The sequence below is a fragment of the Sphaerotilus hippei genome, from assembly GCF_003201595.1.
GTDB classification, from domain to species: domain Bacteria; phylum Pseudomonadota; class Gammaproteobacteria; order Burkholderiales; family Burkholderiaceae_C; genus Sphaerotilus; species Sphaerotilus hippei.
On the sequence record NZ_QJJS01000018.1, the window covers coordinates 13,249 to 31,845 of the forward strand.

At 73.4% G+C, this 18,597-nt stretch carries 18 protein-coding genes; 9 read left to right on the forward strand and 9 right to left on the reverse strand.

Going from position 1 to position 18,597, the window contains the following annotated elements; all coding sequences use genetic code 11:
• Positions 1 to 5: 5 nt before the first annotated feature.
• The 3 genes from C7444_RS16265 to C7444_RS16275 all read right to left on the reverse strand — a co-directional run bounded on the left by C7444_RS16265 (position 6) and on the right by C7444_RS16275 (position 2,702).
• The gene (locus C7444_RS16265; RefSeq protein ID WP_110401908.1) at positions 6 to 1,076 is read right to left on the reverse strand and encodes a homocysteine S-methyltransferase family protein; all 1,071 of its coding nucleotides are present in this window, start codon (positions 1,074 to 1,076) and stop codon (positions 6 to 8) included.
• Positions 1,077 to 1,112: 36 nt separating this feature from the next.
• Positions 1,113 to 1,376, reverse strand: coding sequence for a BTH_I0359 family protein (locus C7444_RS16270; protein ID WP_110401909.1), 264 nt, complete (start codon positions 1,374 to 1,376; stop codon positions 1,113 to 1,115).
• 132 nt (positions 1,377 to 1,508) lie between these two features.
• Positions 1,509 to 2,702, reverse strand: a complete 1,194-nt coding sequence (locus C7444_RS16275) for a hypothetical protein (RefSeq protein ID WP_110401910.1) — start codon at positions 2,700 to 2,702, stop codon at positions 1,509 to 1,511.
• 55 nt (positions 2,703 to 2,757) lie between these two features.
• Here C7444_RS16275 and C7444_RS16280 point away from each other — a divergent pair, with 55 nt between their 5' ends.
• The 6 genes from C7444_RS16280 to glcF all read left to right on the forward strand — a co-directional run bounded on the left by C7444_RS16280 (position 2,758) and on the right by glcF (position 10,198).
• Entirely contained in the window at positions 2,758 to 3,717 is a 960-nt protein-coding gene (locus C7444_RS16280; RefSeq protein ID WP_110401911.1) for a fumarylacetoacetate hydrolase family protein, read from the forward strand.
• A 58-nt stretch (positions 3,718 to 3,775) separates the two neighbouring features.
• A complete protein-coding gene (locus tag C7444_RS16285; RefSeq protein ID WP_110401912.1) occupies positions 3,776 to 4,744 on the forward strand; it encodes a PhaM family polyhydroxyalkanoate granule multifunctional regulatory protein in 969 nt (322 codons plus the stop codon).
• 10 nt (positions 4,745 to 4,754) lie between these two features.
• Positions 4,755 to 5,963 (forward strand): FIST signal transduction protein, encoded by a 1,209-nt coding sequence (locus C7444_RS16290; protein ID WP_110401913.1) that lies wholly within the window; start codon positions 4,755 to 4,757, stop codon positions 5,961 to 5,963.
• A gap of 244 nt (positions 5,964 to 6,207) precedes the next feature.
• Positions 6,208 to 7,791, forward strand: coding sequence for an FAD-linked oxidase C-terminal domain-containing protein (locus tag C7444_RS16295; RefSeq protein WP_110401914.1), 1,584 nt, complete (start codon positions 6,208 to 6,210; stop codon positions 7,789 to 7,791).
• Between the two features lie 8 nt (positions 7,792 to 7,799).
• Positions 7,800 to 8,924 carry a glycolate oxidase subunit GlcE gene (gene glcE, locus C7444_RS16300; RefSeq protein ID WP_110401915.1) on the forward strand — a complete coding sequence of 375 codons (1,125 nt, stop codon included), beginning with the start codon at positions 7,800 to 7,802 and terminating at the stop codon, positions 8,922 to 8,924.
• A complete protein-coding gene (glcF, locus tag C7444_RS16305; protein WP_110401916.1) occupies positions 8,924 to 10,198 on the forward strand; it encodes a glycolate oxidase subunit GlcF in 1,275 nt (424 codons plus the stop codon). Before glcE ends, glcF begins: the two co-directional genes overlap by 1 nt.
• Positions 10,199 to 10,202: 4 nt before the next feature.
• On the opposite strand, the gene C7444_RS16310 is transcribed toward glcF, so the two are convergent.
• The 4 genes from C7444_RS16310 to C7444_RS16325 form a co-directional block, all read right to left on the reverse strand.
• Complete coding sequence (locus C7444_RS16310) at positions 10,203 to 11,135, reverse strand: diguanylate cyclase domain-containing protein (protein ID WP_170130781.1); 933 nt, start codon at positions 11,133 to 11,135, stop codon at positions 10,203 to 10,205.
• Positions 11,136 to 11,308: 173 nt separating this feature from the next.
• Positions 11,309 to 12,715: a sensor histidine kinase gene (locus C7444_RS16315; RefSeq protein WP_110401918.1), complete on the reverse strand. Its 1,407-nt coding sequence runs from the start codon at positions 12,713 to 12,715 to the stop codon at positions 11,309 to 11,311.
• Entirely contained in the window at positions 12,712 to 13,374 is a 663-nt protein-coding gene (locus C7444_RS16320; protein WP_110401919.1) for a response regulator transcription factor, read from the reverse strand. Before C7444_RS16320 ends, C7444_RS16315 begins: the two co-directional genes overlap by 4 nt.
• A 23-nt stretch (positions 13,375 to 13,397) precedes the next feature.
• Positions 13,398 to 13,751, reverse strand: coding sequence for a PepSY domain-containing protein (locus C7444_RS16325; protein ID WP_245909599.1), 354 nt, complete (start codon positions 13,749 to 13,751; stop codon positions 13,398 to 13,400).
• Positions 13,752 to 13,926: 175 nt separating this feature from the next.
• On the opposite strand from C7444_RS16325, the gene C7444_RS16330 reads away from it, so the two are divergent.
• The 3 genes from C7444_RS16330 to C7444_RS16340 are packed head-to-tail and all read left to right on the forward strand — an operon-like array spanning position 13,927 to position 15,644.
• Complete coding sequence (locus C7444_RS16330) at positions 13,927 to 14,346, forward strand: DUF1924 domain-containing protein (RefSeq protein WP_110401920.1); 420 nt, start codon at positions 13,927 to 13,929, stop codon at positions 14,344 to 14,346.
• The gene (locus tag C7444_RS16335) at positions 14,343 to 14,846 is read left to right on the forward strand and encodes a diheme cytochrome c (RefSeq protein WP_110401921.1); all 504 of its coding nucleotides are present in this window, start codon (positions 14,343 to 14,345) and stop codon (positions 14,844 to 14,846) included. The genes C7444_RS16330 and C7444_RS16335 overlap by 4 nt, the downstream gene beginning before the upstream one ends.
• Before the next feature lie 21 nt (positions 14,847 to 14,867).
• Positions 14,868 to 15,644 carry a cytochrome b/b6 domain-containing protein gene (locus C7444_RS16340; protein WP_110401922.1) on the forward strand — a complete coding sequence of 259 codons (777 nt, stop codon included), beginning with the start codon at positions 14,868 to 14,870 and terminating at the stop codon, positions 15,642 to 15,644.
• 39 nt (positions 15,645 to 15,683) lie between these two features.
• On the opposite strand, the gene C7444_RS16345 is transcribed toward C7444_RS16340, so the two are convergent.
• Positions 15,684 to 17,372, reverse strand: a complete 1,689-nt coding sequence (locus C7444_RS16345) for a toll/interleukin-1 receptor domain-containing protein (protein WP_110401923.1) — start codon at positions 17,370 to 17,372, stop codon at positions 15,684 to 15,686.
• 67 nt (positions 17,373 to 17,439) lie between these two features.
• Positions 17,440 to 18,444 (reverse strand): caspase family protein, encoded by a 1,005-nt coding sequence (locus C7444_RS16350; RefSeq protein ID WP_110401924.1) that lies wholly within the window; start codon positions 18,442 to 18,444, stop codon positions 17,440 to 17,442.
• Positions 18,445 to 18,597: the final 153 nt, after the last annotated feature.

An 18,597-nucleotide genomic window follows, 5' to 3' on the forward strand; every position in this document is an offset into this window, starting at 1 on the left:
GCGCTTCAGTCCGCGGCCGGCACCAGGGTGCTGAACAGCTTCTGGTGCTCGCAGCGGGGCTGGTAGCGGCCGACCCGCTCGGCGATCGCGCGGATGTGCTCGGGCGTGGTGCCGCAGCAGCCCCCGGCGATGTTGAGGAAGCCCGCGCTGGCGAACTCCTCCATCAGCCGCCCCGTCACGTCCGGCGTCTCGTCGAAGCCGGTGTCGCTCATCGGGTTGGGCAGGCCGGCATTGGGGTAGCAGGAGATGAAGGTGCTGCCGGCCAGGCGCGACAGCTCCTCGATGTAGGGCCGCATCAGCGTGGCCCCCAGCGCGCAGTTCAGGCCGACCGCCAGCGGGCGGGCGTGGCGGATGCTGTGCCAGAAGGCGCCGACGGTCTGGCCCGACAGGATGCGTCCCGACGCGTCGGTCACCGTGCCGGAGATGATCACCGGCAGGCGCTCGCCGGTCTGCTCCATCAGCTCCTCGAGCGCGAAGATCGCCGCCTTGGCGTTGAGCGTGTCGAAGATGGTCTCGACCAGGAACAGGTCGACCCCGCCGTCGAGCAGGCCGCGGGCCTGTTCGAGGTAGGCGTGCCGGAGCTGGTCGAAGTCGACGTTGCGCGCGCCGGCGTCGTTCACGTCCGGGCTGATGCTGGCGGTGCGCGGCGTCGGGCCCAGCGCGCCGGCGGCGAAGCGCGGCTTGTCCGGGGTGTCGTGGCGCTCGCAGGCCGCACGCGCCAGGCGGGCGGCCACGACGTTCATCTCGTAGGCGATGTGGCCCAGGCCGTAGTCGTCCTGGGCGATCGAGGTGGCGCCGAAGGTGTTGGTCTCGATGATGTCCGAACCCGCCGCGAGGTACTGCTCGTGGATCTCGGAGATCACGTCGGGGCGGGTCAGCACGAGCAGGTCGTTGTTGCCCTTGAGGTCGACCGGGTGATCGGCGAAGCGCTCGCCGCGGAACGCGGCCTCGTCGAGGTGGTAGCGCTGGATCATCGTGCCCATCGCCCCGTCGAGGATGGCGATGCGCTGCTGCAGCAGCTCGGGCAGGCGGGTGGCGCGGGTGTAGGCGATCGAGGAGGCGGGCAGGGCGGTCATGGCCCGGATTGTAGGCAGTCGGCCCCGCCGGGCGCCTCAGTGCAGCAGCACCGGCTGCTGGGCCATCGCGGCGAAGCCGGAGACAAAATCGTCGATGTCGTCCTCCGACGGCGACTGGCTGATCAGCTGCTCGACCCCGTCCTTGAAGGACTCGGCCAGCGCGCCTTCGATGAAGATCTCGCGCCGGCTGAACTTGTCGACGATCTCGAAGCCGCCACGGGTCAGCCGCTCCATGCCGGTGGGCGCGGGGACGTCGAACTGGACCACGGCGAAATTGTCCGAGTTGTAGAGCATGTGCATGGTTCGGTACTCCTTGACGCGATAGCTGGGGGATGCGTGCGGAGTTTTCAACCCCGCGGTCTTGCAAGGGTTGTCGGCGCCGGCCGCCGCTTCTGTAGGGCGCGGCCCGTCAGGCGTGCGTCGGTCGGTGCCCTACAGCGGGCGCAGTTCCCGCAGCAGCAGCACCAGCGCCTCGCCGCCCGGGTCGCTGAGCACGACCTTGACCGGCCAGCCGTGGCGGGCCGGGTCGAGCCACACCTCGGAGCGGGTGTCGTGCTCATGCTCGGGTTCACGCACCAGGTGCACCCAGCCCTCGTCCGTCACGTCCATCACCTTGAAGCGCCAGCGCCGCACCGTGCCGCTGGTGCTGGCCACGTCCATGCCCAGCACGCTGCCCGCCGGCGGGGCGCCGTGGCCGTCGCGCGCCTCGTTCCAGGCGGTCAGCCGGGCGGCGAGCTGGGGCATCCAGCTGACCCGGTCCTGCGTGCCGGCGGCCAGCGGCTCGATCGCCTCGCTGGCCGAGAAGCTGATGCGGCCCGGCCCGTCGGGCGGCCGCGAGAAGTTCACCGCCCGTTCGCTGCGGCCGATGCGGCGCTCGGTGTGGCGCCGCGGCGCCAGCCCGTGGCGGTCGATCTCGCCCTGGCTGGTCTGGAGCAGGATGGAGCCGAGCACCGGCACCTTGCCCTCGAGCCGCAGCTCGTAGTGCCCGGCGTCGAGGCGCCACGTCAGCTCGCCGCGTCCGCTGATCGAGCCGCGGCTCATCGCGTAGACCAGCTGGGCCGAGGGCGGCAGCTCGGTCGGTGCGGCTGCGCCTCGGTCCGACGAGGGCGGGCGGGCCGACAGGGCCACCGCGGTCGCGGCGCCCGGCACCGCCGCCGCGCCGGCCTGCAGCGCGCTGTCGAGCTGGCCCGGCGAGGTGCCTCCGGGCGTCGGGGCCGGCACCAGCAGCGCCCCCGGGCCGGCCGGGCGGACCTCGCGGGCCGGCGGCCGGGCCTGGGCCGTCACGGCGGCGGCCGGTGCGGCGTCGGGCGTCCCGTCGCGCCCGGCGGGAGCGACCGGTGCCGGCGGGCGGGCGGGCTCGGCTGGCGTCGGCTCTGCCGGGGGCGTCGGTGATGTCGGTGGTGTCGGTGGTGTCGGGGCCGGATCGGCCGCGGCCTGCAAGGTCACGATCCGCACCGGCGTGCGGGTGCTGTTGCCGGTGCCCGTGCCGGGCCCGGCATCGGTGACGGCCCCGGGGCTCCACACCTGCCGCGCCAGCCACAGATGGGCGGTCAGCAGCAGCGCGGTCAGCAGCAGCAGGCCCAGACGGCGGCGGCGGGCGGGGCGTTCGGCGGCGTTCTCGAGCATGCGGCGACTCTACCGCGCGACGGCGACGGCCCGGCCCTGACGCGACAATGGCGCCATGAAACTTGCGACCTACCGGGACGGATCGCGCGATGGCCAGCTGGTCGTGGTGTCGCGTGACCTGTCGACCGCCCACTACGCCTCCGGCATGGCCAGCCGCCTGCAGCAGGCGCTCGACGACTGGAACTTCATCGCGCCCCAGCTGCAGGACCTGGCCCATGCGCTCAACCAGGGCAAGGCCCGCCATGCCTTTCCCTTCGACCCGGCCCAGTGCATGGCGCCGCTGCCGCGGGTGCCGCGCCGGGTGGGCGCGCAGGTCTGCCTGACCCATGTCGAGCGCCTGTGCGCCAGCACCGGCCGGGCGCTGCCGGCGCGTCTGCAGACCGAGCCGCAGCTGGCCGCGGCCAGTGGCGACCTGTGGCTGGGCCCGCTCGACGACGTGCATGCCGGCCCCGGCGAGGTCGGGCTCGACCTGGGTCCGGAGATCGCCGTGCTGTGCGGCGACATCGCCCAGGGGGCCAGCCCCGAGCAGGCGCTCGAAGGGGTGCGCCTGGTGATGCTGGTCAACGACTGGGCCCAGCGTGAGGTCCTTGACCCCGAACTGGCACGCCTGCCCCCTTCGGCCGCGCCGGTCGCGCTCAGCCTTGACGAGCTGGGCGAGGCCTGGTCCCGCGGACGGGCCGCGCTGCGGCTGCGGGTGCAGGTCAACGCCCGCCCGCTCGGCGAGCTCGACACCGCGGCCGATGCGCAGTTCCACTTCGGTCAGCTGCTGTCGCTGCTGGCGCGCCACCGGCGGCTGTCGGCCGGCACGATGGTCGGCACCGGCGTGATCGCCTCGCCGCAGCCCGAGGCCGGCGCGGCCTGCCTGCTCGACCAGCGGGCGATCGAGCGCGAGCGCGACGGCCAGGCCGTCACGCCCTGGCTGCGCGATGGCGACAGCGTGCGCATCGAGGCCTTCGACGCCCAGGGCCGGAGCCTGTTCGGCGCGATCGACCAGAGCGTGCTGTTTCGCGGCTGAGGCCGGGGGCACAATCGACGAGGACCCTTCTCGACCAACGATTCCGGAGCAGACCACCATGAGCGACGCACAACAGTACGGCGAGGCATTCGGCAAATTCATGCCGGGCTTCGACTTCCTGCAGGGCCTGATGAAGAACGCCGGCCAGGCACTGCCCCAGATGGGCCAGTGGATCGCGCCGTCGCTCGACCCCAAGGAGCTGGAGCGCCGCATCGACGAGCTGCGCACCGTGCAGTTCTGGCTGGAGCAGAACGTGCGCATGATCGCCGCGACCATCCAGGCGCTGGAGGTGCAGCGCATGACGCTCAACACGCTCAAGGGCATGAACGTCACGATGGGTGACCTGGCCGATGCGCTGAAGGCCCAGGTGCCCACGCCGGGCCCGGCGCCCGCCGCGCCGACGTCCGATCCGCATCACGCGCAGTGGCCGCGCAGCTCGCCCGCGGCCGCCCGCCCGGAGGCGGCCGCGCCCGCCGCGTCGCCAGCCCCGTCCCCGGCGCCGCAGGACGAGGCGCAGGCGCCCGCCCCCGGCCTGGGCGTCGATCCGATGCAGTGGTGGGGCGCGCTGACCGAGCAGTTCTCGCAGCTGGCGTCCCAGGCGGCACAGGTCACCACCGAGGCGGCCCAGTCGGCCAGCCAGGCGATGCAGGCGGCCAGTGCCGCCGCCGCCGAAGCGGCCGAAGCCGCCAGCAAGGCCGCCGAGCCGCTGGCCGAGGCCCAGGCCCAGGCCGCCAACCAGCTCAGCGAGGCCGCCCAGGAAGCCGCGCGCCAGGCCATGCGCATGGCCCAGGCCATCACGCCGGCGGACCGTCCGGAGCCGGCCGAGGCCGCGCCGGCACCCGCCGCGCCCGCTGCGCCCACCCGCAAGCCCGTCGCCAGGAAGGCGGCCCCGAAGGCTGCCGCGAGCGCGGCCTCCACCCCGCCCGCCGCAGCGCCGGCGGCCCCGGCCACCGCCCCGCGGCCACGCCGTGCACCGGCGGCCAAGAAGGCGGCCGCGGCACCGCGTCGCCGCCCGTCGGGTGCCTGAGAGCACGGTGATGAACACCTTCCTGCATGCCCACGCCACCCATCCCGACGCCCACATGGCGCTGGCGATGGTGGCCGCCCAGATCGAGTCGCAACGCCGCACCCGCGTCGAGGCCGGCACGCTCGGCCCGCTGAGCCTGGGCTGGGTCTACCTGACCGACCACCACGCGGCCCAGGCCGAATCCCTGCTCGATGACCTGAGGCTGCGCTGGCCCGAGGTGTCGTGGGTGGGCACGGTGGGGGTGGGCGTGGCCGCCAGCGGGGTCGAGTACTTCGACCAGCCCGGGCTGGTCGTCATGGTCGGCGACCTGCCGCCCGGCAGCTTCGAGCTGTTCAGCGGCGAGCGCCCGCTGGGGCGGGGCGCCGTCACGGCCCACACCGCCCAGGTGCATGCCGACGGCCACACCCACGACCTGGCCGAGCTGATCCACGAGCTGGCCGACCGCACCCGGGCCGGCTACCTGTTCGGTGGCCTGGCCGCCTCGCGCCAGCGCACGGTGCAGATCTGCTCGCCCGCGGGCAGCACCGATGCCGGGGTCTATGAAGGCGGCGTGTCGGGCGTGGCGTTCGCCGAATCGGTGCACCTGCTGTCGCGGGTCACCCAGGGGTGCCAGCCGGTCGGGCCGGCCCACACCATCACGCGGGCCCAGGAGCAGGTGGTGCTGACGCTGGACGACGAACCGGCGCTGGACGTGCTGCTGCGCGAGCTCGACATCGACCTGGGCCAGCCCAAGGAGGCCATGCCCCGGCTGCGCCAGACCCTGGTGGGCCTGACCGATGCCGAGGACGACGCGATGGGCCAGGGCGGGCAGTTCGGGGTCGACACCCGGGTGCGCCACCTGATCGGGCTCGATCCGCACCGCCAGGGCGTGGCGGTGGCCGACCACGTCGACTCGGGCCAGCGCCTGGCGTTCTGCCGCCGCCACGTCGAGGCCGCCCGCCGCGACCTGGTGCGCATCTGCGCCGAGCTGCGCGAGGAGCTCAGCCCCGAGGAGCTGGGGGATGCGCCGGTCGATCCGCTGCAGCGCGTGGCCGGGGCGATCTACGTCAGCTGCTCCGGGCGGGGCGGGCCGCACTTCGGTGCCGATTCGGCCGAACTGCAGCTCATCGCGCATGCGCTGGGCGACGTGCCGCTGGTCGGCTTCTTCGCCGGCGGCGAGATCGCCCGCCGTCACCTCTACGGCTACACCGGTGTGCTGACGCTGCTGCTGCGCGACTGAGCCCCCGGCGCCCCGCGCGCGAGCGTTGGGCATGCGCCACATCCGCGGTCGACCGGGCGGCGTGCGGCCGGTGCGCAAATGCCCCCGGCATCCGCCCGTCGGCTCGCCCGACCGCCCGCTGCGCGCACCGCCGGAGTGCGATTCCCCGCCCTTCGACGCCGGCATGCACCGCCCGGGGCATTACAGTGTCGGATTGCCGTGCGGCGTCCGGCGCCGCACGCCCCGCCTCCAAGGAGACCCGAACATGAATGCCCCCCTGCCGCACGAGGCCGCCGAGCCTGAAAGCAGCGTGGACATCGCCGTGGACACGCTGCCTGGCGCGCTGGCGCCCCAGGCCGTCGCGGCCCTGGTCGTCAGTGCCTCGTCGCGCGTGCGTCGCCAGCAGGAAGTCGTCTCGGCGCTGTCGGCCGTGCTGCCGACCCACGCCCTGCTGTGGCAGAGCGAGGACACCGTGCCCTACGAGTGCGACGGCCTGACCGCCTACCGCGAGCGCCCCCTGGTGGTGGCGCTGCCCGAGAACGACACCCAGGTCGCCGCGGTGCTGCGGGCCTGCCACCGCCTGCAGGTGCCGGTGGTGCCGCGCGGCGCGGGCACCGGCCTGTCCGGCGGCGCGATGCCGCACGCCATGGGCGTGACGCTGTCGCTGGCCAAGTTCAACCGCATCGTCGAGATCGATGCACGCGCCCGCGTCGCCGTGGTGCAGACCGGGGTGCGCAACCTCGCCATCAGCGAGGCCGCCGCGCCCCACGGCCTCTACTACGCGCCCGATCCGTCCAGCCAGATCGCCTGCACCATCGGTGGCAACGTGGCCGAGAACTCGGGGGGCGTGCACTGCCTGAAGTACGGCCTGACGCTGCACAACGTGATGCGGGTGCGCGGCTACACCGTCGAGGGCGAGCCGCTCGAGATCGGCTCGCTGGCGCTGGACGCGCCCGGGCTGGACGTGATGAGCGTGCTCGTCGGCAGCGAGGGCATGCTGGCCGTCGTCACCGAGGTCGCGGTCCGGCTGGTGCCGCGGCCGCGCCTGGCGCGCTGCATCATGGCAAGCTTCCCGACCGTGCAGAGCGCCGGCGAGGCGGTCGCGGCCATCATCGCCGCGGGCATCATCCCGGCCGGCCTGGAGATGATGGACAAGCCCATGACCGCGGCGGTCGAGGATTTCGTGCGCGCGGGCTACGACCTCGAGGCCGCGGCCATCCTGCTGTGCGAGAGCGACGGCACGCCCGAGGAGGTCGAGGAGGAGATCCAGCGCATGACCGTGGTGCTGCGCGGCTGCGGCGCGAGCCGGCTGGAGGTCAGCCGCGACGAGGCCCAGCGCCTGAAGTTCTGGAGCGGGCGCAAGAACGCGTTCCCGGCGTCCGGGCGCATCAGCCCCGACTACATGTGCATGGACTCGACCATCCCGCGCAAGCGCCTGGCCGACATCCTGGTGGCCATCGCCGAGATGGAGCGCAAGTACGAGCTGCGCTGCTGCAACGTCTTCCACGCCGGCGACGGCAACCTGCACCCGTTGATCCTGTTCGATGCCAACGACCCCGACCAGCTGCGCCGCTGCGAGCTGTTCGGCGCCGACATCCTCGAGACCAGCGTGCGCCTGGGTGGCACCGTCACCGGCGAGCACGGCGTGGGCATCGAGAAGCTGTCGTCGATGTGCGTGCAGTTCTCGCCCGAGGAGCGCACGCAGATGGAGGCGCTCAAGCGCGCCTTCGACCCGCTCGGCCTGCTGAACCCCGGCAAGGTCATCCCGACGCTGCAGCGCTGCGCCGAGTACGGAAAGATGCATGTGAAGAAGGGCCTGCTGCCCTTCGCCGATCTGCCCCGATTCTGAGAGACATCATGAGCAAGGCCTTGAACCGGCTGATCGAGCGGGTGCGCAGCGCCCGAGCGAGCGGCACCCCGCTGGCGATCCGCGGCAGCGGCACCAAATCCTTCTACGGCGAAGCCATCCAGGGCGAGCCCCTGGACATGCGCGAGCTGTCGGGCATCAGCAGCTACGAACCCAGCGAGCTGGTCATCACCGTGCGCGCGGGCACCGCGCTGGCCGATGTCGAGGCCGCGCTGGCCGAGCGTGGCCAGTGCCTCGCCTTCGAGCCGCCGCGCCATGCCGACCCCGAGCGGCCGGGGGTGCGTGGCGCCACCATCGGCGGCGTCGTGGCGGCCGGCCTGGCCGGCCCGGCCCGGGTGTCGGTGGGCAGCGTGCGCGACTTCGTGCTCGGGGCCACGCTGCTCAACGGCCAGGCCGAGGTGCTGAGCTTCGGCGGCCAGGTGATGAAGAACGTCGCCGGCTACGACGTCTCGCGCCTGCTGGCCGGCTCGATGGGCGTGCTGGGCGCGATCTGCGAGGTCTCGCTGAAGGTGCTGCCCGAGCCGGCCGCCTCGGTGACGCTGCGCATGGAGTGCGACGAGGCCCAGGCCATCGATGCGCTGCAGCGCCTGGGCGGCCAGCCGCTGCCCATCAATGCCAGCGCCTGGTGGCAGGGCTCGCTGGTGCTGCGGCTGTCGGGGGCGGCCGCCGCGGTCATCGCCGCGCAGCGCCAGCTGCACGGCGAGGTGATCGAGCCGCCGCTGTCGGACCGTTTCTGGACCGGCCTGCGTGACCAGACCGACGAGTTCTTCGTCGAGTCGCGCAAGTCGCTGATGAGCGAAGGGGCGGCGCTGTGGCGCGTCTCGGTGCCCGCGGGCGCCCCGCCGCTGCCGCTGCAGGGCGAGCAGCTGATCGAGTGGGGCGGTGCGCTGCGCTGGTGGGTCACGCGCGATGGCGCGGCACGGGTGCGCGAGGTCGCCCGCTCCGTGGGCGGGCACGCCACGCTGTTCCGCGCCCGCGACAAGGCGGCGGTGCTGCAGGGCGCCCCGGTGTTCGAGCCGCTCAAGGAGCCGCTGGACCGCATCCACCGCGAGCTCAAGCTGGCCTTCGATCCCGATCGCCTGTTCAACCGCGGCCGCTTCTACCCGGACCTCTGATGCAAACCCACCTGGCTCCCGAATTCCAGGGCACGCCCGACGGCGAGGAGGCCGAGGCCATCCTGCGCCGCTGCGTGCATTGCGGCTTCTGCACCGCGACCTGCCCGACCTACCAGCTGCTGGGCGACGAGCTCGACGGCCCGCGCGGGCGCATCTACCTGATCAAGCAGGTGCTCGAGGGCCATGAGCCCACCCGCAAGACCCAGGAGCACCTGGACCGCTGCCTGACCTGCCGCAACTGCGAGACCACCTGCCCCTCGGGCGTGGCCTACGGCCAGCTGGTCGACATCGGCCGGCGGGTGGTGGACGCCAAGGTGGAGCGGCCTGCGGCCGAGAAGGCCGTGCGCTGGGCGCTGCGCAAGGGCATGACCTCGCCGGCCTTCGGCACCGCGATCCGCATCGGGCAGGCGGTGCGGCCGCTGCTGCCGGCCTCGGTGAAGAACAAGGTGCCGCAGCGCACGAGCGCCGACCAGCTCGCGCGGGCCCACCGCTGGCCGACCCGCCAGCATGCCCGCAAGGTGCTGATGCTGCTGGGCTGCGTGCAGCCGACGCTGGCGCCCAACATCAACAGCGCCACGGCGCGCGTGCTCGACGCCTGCGGCATCCAGACCGTGGTGTCCGACGAGGCCGGCTGCTGCGGTGCGGTGCGCCTGCACCTGAACGACCGCGAAGGTGGCCTGGCCGACATGCGCCGCAACATCGACGCCTGGTGGCCCCAGGTCGAAGGGCTGGGCGGCGTGGTGCCGGTCGAGGCGATCATCTTCAACGCGACGGGCTGCGGGGTGACGGTCAAGGAATACGGCCATGCGCTGGCCCATGACCCCGACTATGCCGAGAAGGCCCGGCGCGTCAGCGAGGTGGCGCGTGACGTGTCGGAGCTGCTGCCCCAGCTGGTCAAGACGCTCAAGCAGCGCCTGCCGCACCCGCCGTCCGACGGCCGTCCCCGGGCCCGCCTGGCCTACCACCCGCCGTGCACGCTGCAGCATGGCCAGCAGCTGCGGGGCGGGGTCGAGGCGGCGCTGACCGAGCTGGGTTTCGAGGTCCACCTAGCGGCCCAGGAAAGCCACCTGTGCTGCGGCTCGGCCGGCACCTACTCGGTGCTGCAGCCGACGCTGGCCTACCAGCTGCGGGACCGCAAGGTCGGCCACCTGCAGGCCTGCCAGCCCCAGTCGATCGTCTCGGGCAACGTGGGCTGCATCCAGCACCTGCAGAGCGGCACCGACGTGCCGGTGCAGCACTGGATCGAGGCGCTGGACGACGCCCTCGGCGGCTGAGTCCTCAGGGGCGGCGGGGGTCGAACAAGGCCACCCGCTGCTGGTTGCGCCGGGCCTGTTCCATGCCGGCATGGGCCTGGCGCAGCAGCAGCATCGCGTCCTGGCCATGCTGCGGGCACAGCGCCACGCCGACATGGACCTCGAGCGGCTGCACCGGCCAGTGGCCGCCGGTCTGCTCGGCCTGCAGGCAGAGCGCGTCGGCCATGCGCTGGGCCAGCGTGATCGCGCCGGTCACCGAACCGTTGCCGGGCAGCAGTCCGGCAAAGCTCTGCGAGCCCATGCGGGCGTAGCTGTCCGAGCGCCGCCCGATGCTCTGCAGGTGGTGGGCCGTGGCCTCGACCAGCAGCGGGTCGAGCGTCGCCGGTGCGGCGCTGCCGCGGCCGGTCGGTCGTGGCTCCAGCCGGATCCAGAGCAGCGAGAAGGGGGCCGCTCCGCGCGACACGGCGGCACAGGCCTGTTCCAGGCGATCGAGCATCAGCTCCCGGCTGGGCAGGCCGGTGATCGGGTCCGACAGCGCCGCATCCCGGCGGCGGGAGGCGACCATCGCCTCGTCGAGCTCGGCCTGCGGCCGGCTCGGCGGGGGGGTCAGCGGTTTCAGCCGTTCGAGCGGGTCCAGCGGCATCGGCGCGGTCGTGCCGTCGCTGGACTGCAGCAGCACCATCATCGGCCCGCCGAGCTGGCGCTGTGCCTGCAGGGCCAGCGCCAGCACCGCTTCGTGCTCGTGCGATTCGCCCGGGTCCTGCAGTTCGCCCGCCTGGGTGTCCACGCAGGGCAGGCTGACCGCATGGCGACGCAGCAGCGCGGCCGTGGCCGCGCCGTCGAGGCCTTCGAGCTGGCGCAGGTCCAGCGTGGACAGGGCCGACGGGCCGCGAGGGGCCGGTCCCCCGCCGCCCACCGGCTCGGGCTCGTCAAGGATGATGATGCGCAGATTTTTCATGGAACAACATGTGCTCCGGTCAAGGTGTGCGTCCGGGAAAATGGCAACGATCCGAAACATCCTAGCACGCCACCCCGCGAATGAGGGGTAGCGTTCGATCTCCGTGATGCACCCGCTCGGGCCGGCAGGCCGTGTCGCCGGACCGGGCGGTGCCACGCTGCCCTGAGCGACGCTCAGATCGCCGGCAGGTCCAGCTGCACCCGCAGTCCCCCGCGTGGCGAGCCCGACAGCCGCAGCGCGCCGCCGTAGAGCCGGGCCAGGTCGTGCACGATGGCCAGGCCCAGCCCGGAGCCGGGTCGCTGCTCGTCGGCGCGGGCGCCGCGCGCGAGCATGCGTTCATGCTGCTGCGCCGGCAGGCCCGGGCCGTCGTCATCGACGACGAGGCACAGCGTGGCCGGACCGGGCCCCGCGGGCGCGCTGACGTCGATGCTCACCGTCGTGCGGGCCCACTTGCAGGCGTTGTCGAGCAGGTTGCCCAGCATCTCCTGCAGGTCCTGCTCTTCGCCGGCGAAGGACAGCGGGGTGCCGACGTGCGGGTCGATCGTCAGCGCCCGTTCGGCATGGACCCGCGACATCACCCGCACCAGGCCCGCCACGACGGGCGCGACCGGGGTGCGCAGGCCGGGCATGCCCGCCGAGGCGGCGGCCCGTGCCCTCGCCAGATGCCAGTTCACCTGCTGGCGGGCCTGCTCGACCTGCTCCTCGACCAGCCGGGCCAGCTCGCCCGGCGCGGCCTCGGGCCGGGCGGCCGCGTTGGCCAGCACGGCCAGTGGGGTCTTGATGGCATGGGCGAGGTTGCCGGCCTGGGTGCGCGCCCGCTCGACGACCTGGGCGTTCTGGTCGAGCACGCTGTTGAAGTCCTGGATCAGCGGCTGCAGCTCGGCCGGGAACTCGCCGTCGAGCCGCTGCAGGCGACCCTCCCGCAGGCCGGTGACCGCCGCCTGCAGGCTGCGCAGCGGGGCCAGCCCCACGGCCACCTGCGCCACGGCCGCGGCCAGCAGCGCGACCGCCAGCACCACCAGCGACGTCAGCAGCGCACCGACGAAGCGGCTCACCGCCTCGTCCATCTCGTGCGTGTCCTGGGCCACCCGCAGCATCCAGAGGGGCCCCGGATGTTCGGCCGAGCGCACCGCGCGCTCCATCACCCGCACCTTCAGGCCGCCGGGTCCGGTCGTCTCGTGCACATGGACCTGCCCGTCGGCGGCGACGTCGGCCGGCACGGCCAGCGTGGTGTCCCAGAGCGAGCGCGAGCGCAGCAGCGCGGCCTGCCGCGGGCCGTCGATCTGCCAGTACAGCCCCGACAGCGGCTGCCGCCAGCGCGGATCGGCCGGCTCGCTGACCAGCAGCGGCCGGCCATCGGCGCCGACCTCGAAACTGGCGGTGAGCTGGTCGAGCCGGGCCCGCAGGCCGGCATCGAACTGGTGGCTGACCTGCTCGCGGAACAGGTCGCAGAGCACGAGGCCGGCGACCAGCAGCGCCGCCACGACCCCCACCAGCGTGCCGGCGAACAGGCGCAGCCGCAGCGAGGCGATCGGCCTGCGCAGCACCGCCCTCCACCCGACGGGGCCGTCGGCCTTCATGCGCCGTCGCTGAGCCGGTAGCCCAGGCCGCGCACGGTCTCGATCAGCCGGGCCGGCAGCTTCCTGCGCAGGCGGCCGATGAAGACCTCGATGGTGTTGGAGTCGCGGTCGTGGTCCTGCGCATAGATGTGCTCGGTCAGCGTGGCCCGCGAGATGACCCGGTCCTGGTGGTGCATCAGGTAGTCCAGCACCTTGAATTCATGGCTGGTCAGCGTGACGGCCTGGCCGTCGACGGTGACCCGCCCGCTCAGCGTGTCGAGCTGCACCGGCCCGCACTGCAGCTGCGCGCTGGCATGGCCGCCGGAGCGCCGGATCAGCGCCCGCAGGCGGGCGAGCAGCTCCTCCATGTGGAAGGGCTTGCTCAGGTAGTCGTCGGCCCCGGCATCGATGCCCGCCACCTTCTCGTTCCAGTGGTCGCGCGCGGTCAGGATCAGCACCGGCATGGTCCGCCGCGCGGCCCGCCAGCGCCGCAGCACCGTCAGGCCGTCCAGCTCCGGCAGGCCGAGGTCGAGCACCACCGCGTCGAAGTCCTCGATGTCCCCCAGCGCCCAGGCCTGCCGGCCGTCGTGGGCGACGTCGACCGTGTAGCCGCCGTCCCGCAGGGTGCGGCACAGCTGGGCCGCCAGGGTCGGTTCGTCTTCCACCACGAGCAGTCGCATGGGTCGTCTTTCCTGGGTCGCGTTCAGTCGTGCGGGCGGGTCCGGCCGGCCTTGCGCCGCAGCACCTCGCCGGTGCGCGCGTCGAGCTTGAGCCGGGTGAGCACGCCACCGGCCTGCAGCACCTTGATCTCGTAGATCCACAGGCCGTCGTCGTCCTCGAGCTCGACCTCGAGCACCTGCCCGGGATGGTCGCGCTCGACCTGGGCCAGCAGCGTCTTCAGCGGCAGGATCCTGCCGGCGGCCACCGCCTGCAGCGCCCGGTCGTGGTCGCCCGGTTCACGCGCCCGGGCGGCGGGGGCGCCGGCCAGCATCAACAGCGCCAGCACCCCCAGGGCCAGGGGCCCGATCGTGTGCCGGTGCATCAGGGATCGAAGCATGTCTGCCACTGCGCAGGTGTGCACCACGGCGTGGTGCTTGTGGCGTGCATTGTGCGGCGATGAAGCTGAACGGCAGCCAAACGCCCGGTTCAGCTTCAGTACAGCGACGGCTTTCCACAATGCCTGCATCCCGACCCCTGCGCCGCTGCGGCCCCCGTCGCCCGGCCCCCGCACCATGAACCTGCATCGATTCTTCACCTTCCCGGGCGCTGCGCTGCTGCTCGCGGCCGGCGGCCTGGTGCCGCTGGCCGTCCGGGCCCAGGACACCAGCCCCGAGGCCCAGCGCCAGTTCTGGACGGCCCAGGCCGGCCGGCCCGCCGACGCCGAGCGCGGGCGCGTGTTCTTCACCAGCCGCCATGGTGGCGAGTGGTCCTGCGCGTCGTGCCACGGCAGTCCGCCGACCGACCCGGGCCGGCATGCCGCGACCGGCAAGTCGATCCACCCGCTGGCGCCGGCCTTCAATGCCCGCGCCTTCACCGACACCGCCAAGGTCGACAAGTGGTTCCGCCGCAACTGCAAGGACGTGCTCGACCGCGAATGCAGCGCGGCGGAGAAGGCCGACGTGCTCACCTACCTCACCCGCCTGAAGCCATGACCGTGATCCATCCCCTGCTGCCGTCCACCCGCCTGCGGCGGATGCTGCCCCTGTTCATGCTGGCGCTGGCCGGCCTGGCCCCGCCGCCGGTGCGGGCCGACGACGACCGCCGGCTCGCCGTGCCGCTGCTGCCCCTCTACCAGCAGGAATGCGCGTCCTGCCACATGGCCTATCCCCCCGGCCTGCTGCCGGCGGCCTCCTGGAGTCGCCTGATGGGCGGGCTGGATCGCCACTACGGCACCGACGCCTCGCTGGACGAGGCGTCGATCACCCGGATCAGCCGCTGGCTGCAGGCCCATGCCGGCACCGGCAGGCGTGTCCTCGAGCGCCCGCCCGAGGATCGCATCACCCGCAGCGCCTGGTTCGTCCGCCAGCACGACGAGGTCGCCCCGGCCGTCTGGAAACGGGCGTCGATCGGCAGCCCCGCCCATTGCATCGCCTGCCACGCCGGAGCCGACCGGGGTGACTTCGATGAGGACCGTGTCCGCATTCCCCGCTGAGCCCCGCCGGAGCCCGACCCCATGACCGCCTCTTCCACTTCTCCCGCCTCTTCCGCCTCTTCCGCCTCTTCCGCGCCTGCCCCCGCGGGGGGCTCGACCGCCCCGGCCACCGCGCCGACGCGCCGCGTCACCGACGCCCCCACGCGCACCTTCCACTGGCTGTTCGCGCTGTGCTTCACCGGGGCCTACCTGAGCGCCGAGTCCGAGCACTGGCGGCTGGTGCACGTCACGCTGGGCTACACCGTGGCCGGCCTGCTGGTCTTCCGGCTGCTGTGGGGCCTGGCCGGCCCCCGGCAGGCCCGGCTGGGCCCGATGCTGCGCAAGCTCGCCGGGCTGGGCCCCTGGCTCGACGGGCTGCGCCAGGGCCGGCCGAACTGGCGCCAGGCGCAGGGGCTGCTGATGACGGCGGCCGTGCTGCTGCTGCTGGTGAGCGTCGTGCCGCTGACGCTCAGTGGCTACGCCACGGACGCCGACTGGGGCGGCGAGTGGCTCGAGGAGATCCACGAGCTGGCGGCCGACGCGATGCTGGCGATGGTGCTGCTGCACATCGCCCTGGTCGCCGGCCTGAGCCTGCTGCGGGGCAGCAACCAGGCCCGCCCGATGCTCGGCGGGCGCATCCCGGGGGCCGGGCCCGACCTGGCCCGCCACAACCACGGGTGGATGGCGGTGCTGCTGCTGACCGCGGTGCTGGCCTTCTGGACGCTGCAGTGGCGCGACGCTCCACCGGACTCGCTCACGACGGCCACGTGGCTGGACGGCGGCGGCCGCCCGGGCGACCGGGACGACGACGAGGACTGATCCACCGCCCCGCGGGCCGACGGGCAGGGGCCCGGTGACTCAGGGGGCGCACTCGGCCGGCTCGTTGCCCAGCGCGCACAGGTCACGCGCCAGCCAGAGCTCGTAAGTGTCCCCGGGCGGATGGGCGCGCGCCAGCGTGGCCAGGCGCACGTTGTCGTCCTCGATCAGGCGGGCCGTGCTGCGGCGCAGCCAGCGGGCCAGTCCCTGGTGGCTGCTGCCCTGGCTGCGGATCTCGGTGGTCTGGGGCGAACGGGCGGTGTCGACCAGCTCGATCGGCGCCACCAGGTAACCGGCCGAGCTCAGGTCGGCGGTGAACTGCAGCGCCAGCGGCCGCTGGCGTTCGTGGGCGATCTGCACGTAGGCGACCGGGCGGGGCATGGGTTGCAGGGTCTCCAGCCGCTGGCGCAGCGCCGCGGCCAGCGTGCGCGCCTCGCCCCCCAGCGCACCGGCCTGCGCGAGCAGGCGCTCGATGCCCTCGCGCTGCAGCGCCAGCGTGACCGGGCTGGCGCTGCGGGCCAGCCCGAGCACCGCGACCAGGCCCTGATGGGTACTGCCGGCCGCCGGGGCCGTGCGCCAGTGCCGGTCGGCCAGATCCAGTGCCAGCAGCAGCGCGTCGGAGTTCAGCCCCGGCGTCAGCGCCAGCGTGCTGGCGGCATCGACATGGCGCTGCCGGTCCGGGTCGAACAGTCCGTCCACCAGCGTGCGGGCCTGGTGCTGCCGGTCGAGGTGGGGCGGCACCGCCGTGGCCTGCGTCATCAGCGAGGCCCGGGCGTCCAGCGCCTGGGCCTCGGCCTCGGCCCCCCGGTGCGCGACCAGCGCCTCGGCCTCGCCCAGGTCCAGCGTGTTCAGCAGCCGCTGGGCGGTTTCGCGCTGCCCGGTCGTCAGCGACTCCTGGTCCTGCAGCGCGGCCAGGAACTGCTCGCGGGCCTGGTTCGGGCGCTGGCTCTGCGCATGCACATGGGCGAGCAGGTAATGCGCGGCCCCGAAGCCCGGCCGGGCACGCAGCGCGTCCTGGTAGGCGTCGCGCGCGGCCTCGAGGTCCGGGTCGACGGCGAACTGGGCCTGCAGGCCGGCGGCCAGCAGCCGGCCGGCCTGGTGCTCCTGGTAGAAGCGGTAGCCGCCCCAGACCGAGGCCAGCACCCCGACCAGCACCAGCAGCCGCAGCAGTTTCAGCGGCGTCAGCAGCGGGGCGGCGCGCCGGAAGCCGACGGTGAGGCTGTCCTCGGCCTGTCGCGCCAGCGACCGCGCCGCACCACGCCGTGGATGCACCCGGCTGCTCAGCGGCACGCTGTCGAGCCACAGGTGGCTGTTGCGCACCGCCCGCAGGATCTCCTCGCGCACCACCGGGAAGGTGCTGCCGTCGGGCTCGCCCGCCCAGCCCAGCAGGTCCAGCGTCTGCAGCGTGCCGAAGCCGATCGGCACCTCGACGTCGGCGATGCGGATGGGCAGCAGCTTGCCGGCATCGCGGGCCCGGGTGCATTCGTCGCGCACGAAGGCCGAGCGCACCGAGTCGGGCGACCACAGCACGCAGGTCATGCGGGCGGCGGCCAGCCGTTCGGCGATGACCGGGGCGGCGTCCTGGCCGGCGGCCGCCTCACGGTCCCACCACACGGCCAGCCCCTGGGACTCGAGCGCCCGGGCGAGGGCCTGGGCGACCGGGCGGTCTTCTCTGGCACAGCTGATGAACAGATCGGGCGGGGCGGAGGCAGCGGAGGAGAGTCGGGGCATCGTCACGGTCGACGCCCGTCACGGGGGCCGTGCGGGCGTCGGGGAAAGAACAGCGGAGAGGGAACAGTCACCAGACGCTGAAGGGCGTCTGGGCGAGGAAACGTCGGGCGTCGCCGAGCACGAAGAGGTTGGGCGACTGGCTGGCGGGCAGGCCGGCCCGGATGCGCGAGTGGAACTGCCGGTAGCTGCCCTGGAACGCCCCGTCCCTCCAGATCTGCAGCAGGCTGCCGGTGAACGCGCCGTTGTGCTCGCCGTCCATCGAGGTCTGGTTGTCCTGGCAGCCCGAGATCAGGATGACCGCCGGCTTGAAGTCACCGACCAGCGCATTCAGCCGCGAGCTGTCGATGCTCAGGGCGGCGAGCGCGGCATCCGGATCGGCCAGCGGCCGGCTGCCGCTGGCGGCCAGCACCTCGCGCTGCAGGCGGTCGTAGAAGTCCTGGTGCGCCAGGTAGGTGCGTCGGGCGATCGCCGGGGGCATCGCGCGTGAACGGGCCTGGGCCTGGGCCGGCACCGGGATGCTGTCGCGCGTGACGGTGCCGCTGTGGCAGCTGTCGGACAGCACCAGGATGCGCACGCCGGCGGCGAAGCGGCTGAGCTCGAGGTAGAGCTCGTCGTCGATCAGCTGGCCGTCGTGGAGGCACCAGGTCTCGTCCTTGCGGTCGTCCTCCTCGCCGGTCACGTCGCTGACCTGGCCGCCGTGGCCGGAGTAGCTCAGCACGAACAGGTCGCCCTGGACCAGAGCCTTGGCGGCCGCCCGCATCGCCGCGAGCACCTTGGCCCGGGTCGCGCCGCGGCTCAGCAGCACGGTGGGCTTGATGCCGCGCGAGCGCGCGATGGTGGCCATGTCCTCGGCGTCGAACTCGCAGGCGGCCAGCTCGCCGCTCCAGCCGCCGTAGTGGGCCGGGCTGACCACGTTCAGGCCGATGTGCAGCGACAGCGCCCGGGGCTTGCGGGTCGCGACGGTGGCCTGCTGGAGCGCGACGCTCTTGGCGGCGACCACGCTGGCGGCTTTTGCCGTCTTGCGCGAGGGGGTCTTGCCGGACGGGGAAACGGCCTGGGTGCGACTCACCATGATGCTCTCCTTGGCGTGGTCCTTGCGGGAATTGCTGTTTCCGGCGAGTAGACCGCAGCGCGCCATGGCTGTCCATCCTGCAGCAGGTGGGCCGGGCCCGCCCGAGGCCCTCCATGGCCTCGGGTGTGTAGCAAGACGTAATGCAGGCGCGGC

Bases quoted from the DNA above. Each gene is read 5' to 3' on its own strand.
- C7444_RS16265 (WP_110401908.1), bottom strand. From the start codon at position 1,076: ATGACCGCCCTGCCCGCCTCCTCGATCGCCTACACCCGCGCCACCCGC.
- C7444_RS16270 (WP_110401909.1), bottom strand. From the start codon at position 1,376: ATGCACATGCTCTACAACTCGGACAATTTCGCCGTGGTCCAGTTCGAC.
- C7444_RS16275 (WP_110401910.1), bottom strand. From the start codon at position 2,702: ATGCTCGAGAACGCCGCCGAACGCCCCGCCCGCCGCCGCCGTCTGGGC.
- C7444_RS16280 (WP_110401911.1), top strand. From the start codon at position 2,758: ATGAAACTTGCGACCTACCGGGACGGATCGCGCGATGGCCAGCTGGTC.
- C7444_RS16285 (WP_110401912.1), top strand. From the start codon at position 3,776: ATGAGCGACGCACAACAGTACGGCGAGGCATTCGGCAAATTCATGCCG.
- C7444_RS16290 (WP_110401913.1), top strand. From the start codon at position 4,755: ATGAACACCTTCCTGCATGCCCACGCCACCCATCCCGACGCCCACATG.
- C7444_RS16295 (WP_110401914.1), top strand. From the start codon at position 6,208: ATGAATGCCCCCCTGCCGCACGAGGCCGCCGAGCCTGAAAGCAGCGTG.
- glcE (WP_110401915.1), top strand. From the start codon at position 7,800: ATGAGCAAGGCCTTGAACCGGCTGATCGAGCGGGTGCGCAGCGCCCGA.
- glcF (WP_110401916.1), top strand. From the start codon at position 8,924: ATGCAAACCCACCTGGCTCCCGAATTCCAGGGCACGCCCGACGGCGAG.
- C7444_RS16310 (WP_170130781.1), bottom strand. From the start codon at position 11,135: ATGAAAAATCTGCGCATCATCATCCTTGACGAGCCCGAGCCGGTGGGC.
- C7444_RS16315 (WP_110401918.1), bottom strand. From the start codon at position 12,715: ATGAAGGCCGACGGCCCCGTCGGGTGGAGGGCGGTGCTGCGCAGGCCG.
- C7444_RS16320 (WP_110401919.1), bottom strand. From the start codon at position 13,374: ATGCGACTGCTCGTGGTGGAAGACGAACCGACCCTGGCGGCCCAGCTG.
- C7444_RS16325 (WP_245909599.1), bottom strand. From the start codon at position 13,751: ATGCTTCGATCCCTGATGCACCGGCACACGATCGGGCCCCTGGCCCTG.
- C7444_RS16330 (WP_110401920.1), top strand. From the start codon at position 13,927: ATGAACCTGCATCGATTCTTCACCTTCCCGGGCGCTGCGCTGCTGCTC.
- C7444_RS16335 (WP_110401921.1), top strand. From the start codon at position 14,343: ATGACCGTGATCCATCCCCTGCTGCCGTCCACCCGCCTGCGGCGGATG.
- C7444_RS16340 (WP_110401922.1), top strand. From the start codon at position 14,868: ATGACCGCCTCTTCCACTTCTCCCGCCTCTTCCGCCTCTTCCGCCTCT.
- C7444_RS16345 (WP_110401923.1), bottom strand. From the start codon at position 17,372: ATGCCCCGACTCTCCTCCGCTGCCTCCGCCCCGCCCGATCTGTTCATC.
- C7444_RS16350 (WP_110401924.1), bottom strand. From the start codon at position 18,444: ATGGTGAGTCGCACCCAGGCCGTTTCCCCGTCCGGCAAGACCCCCTCG.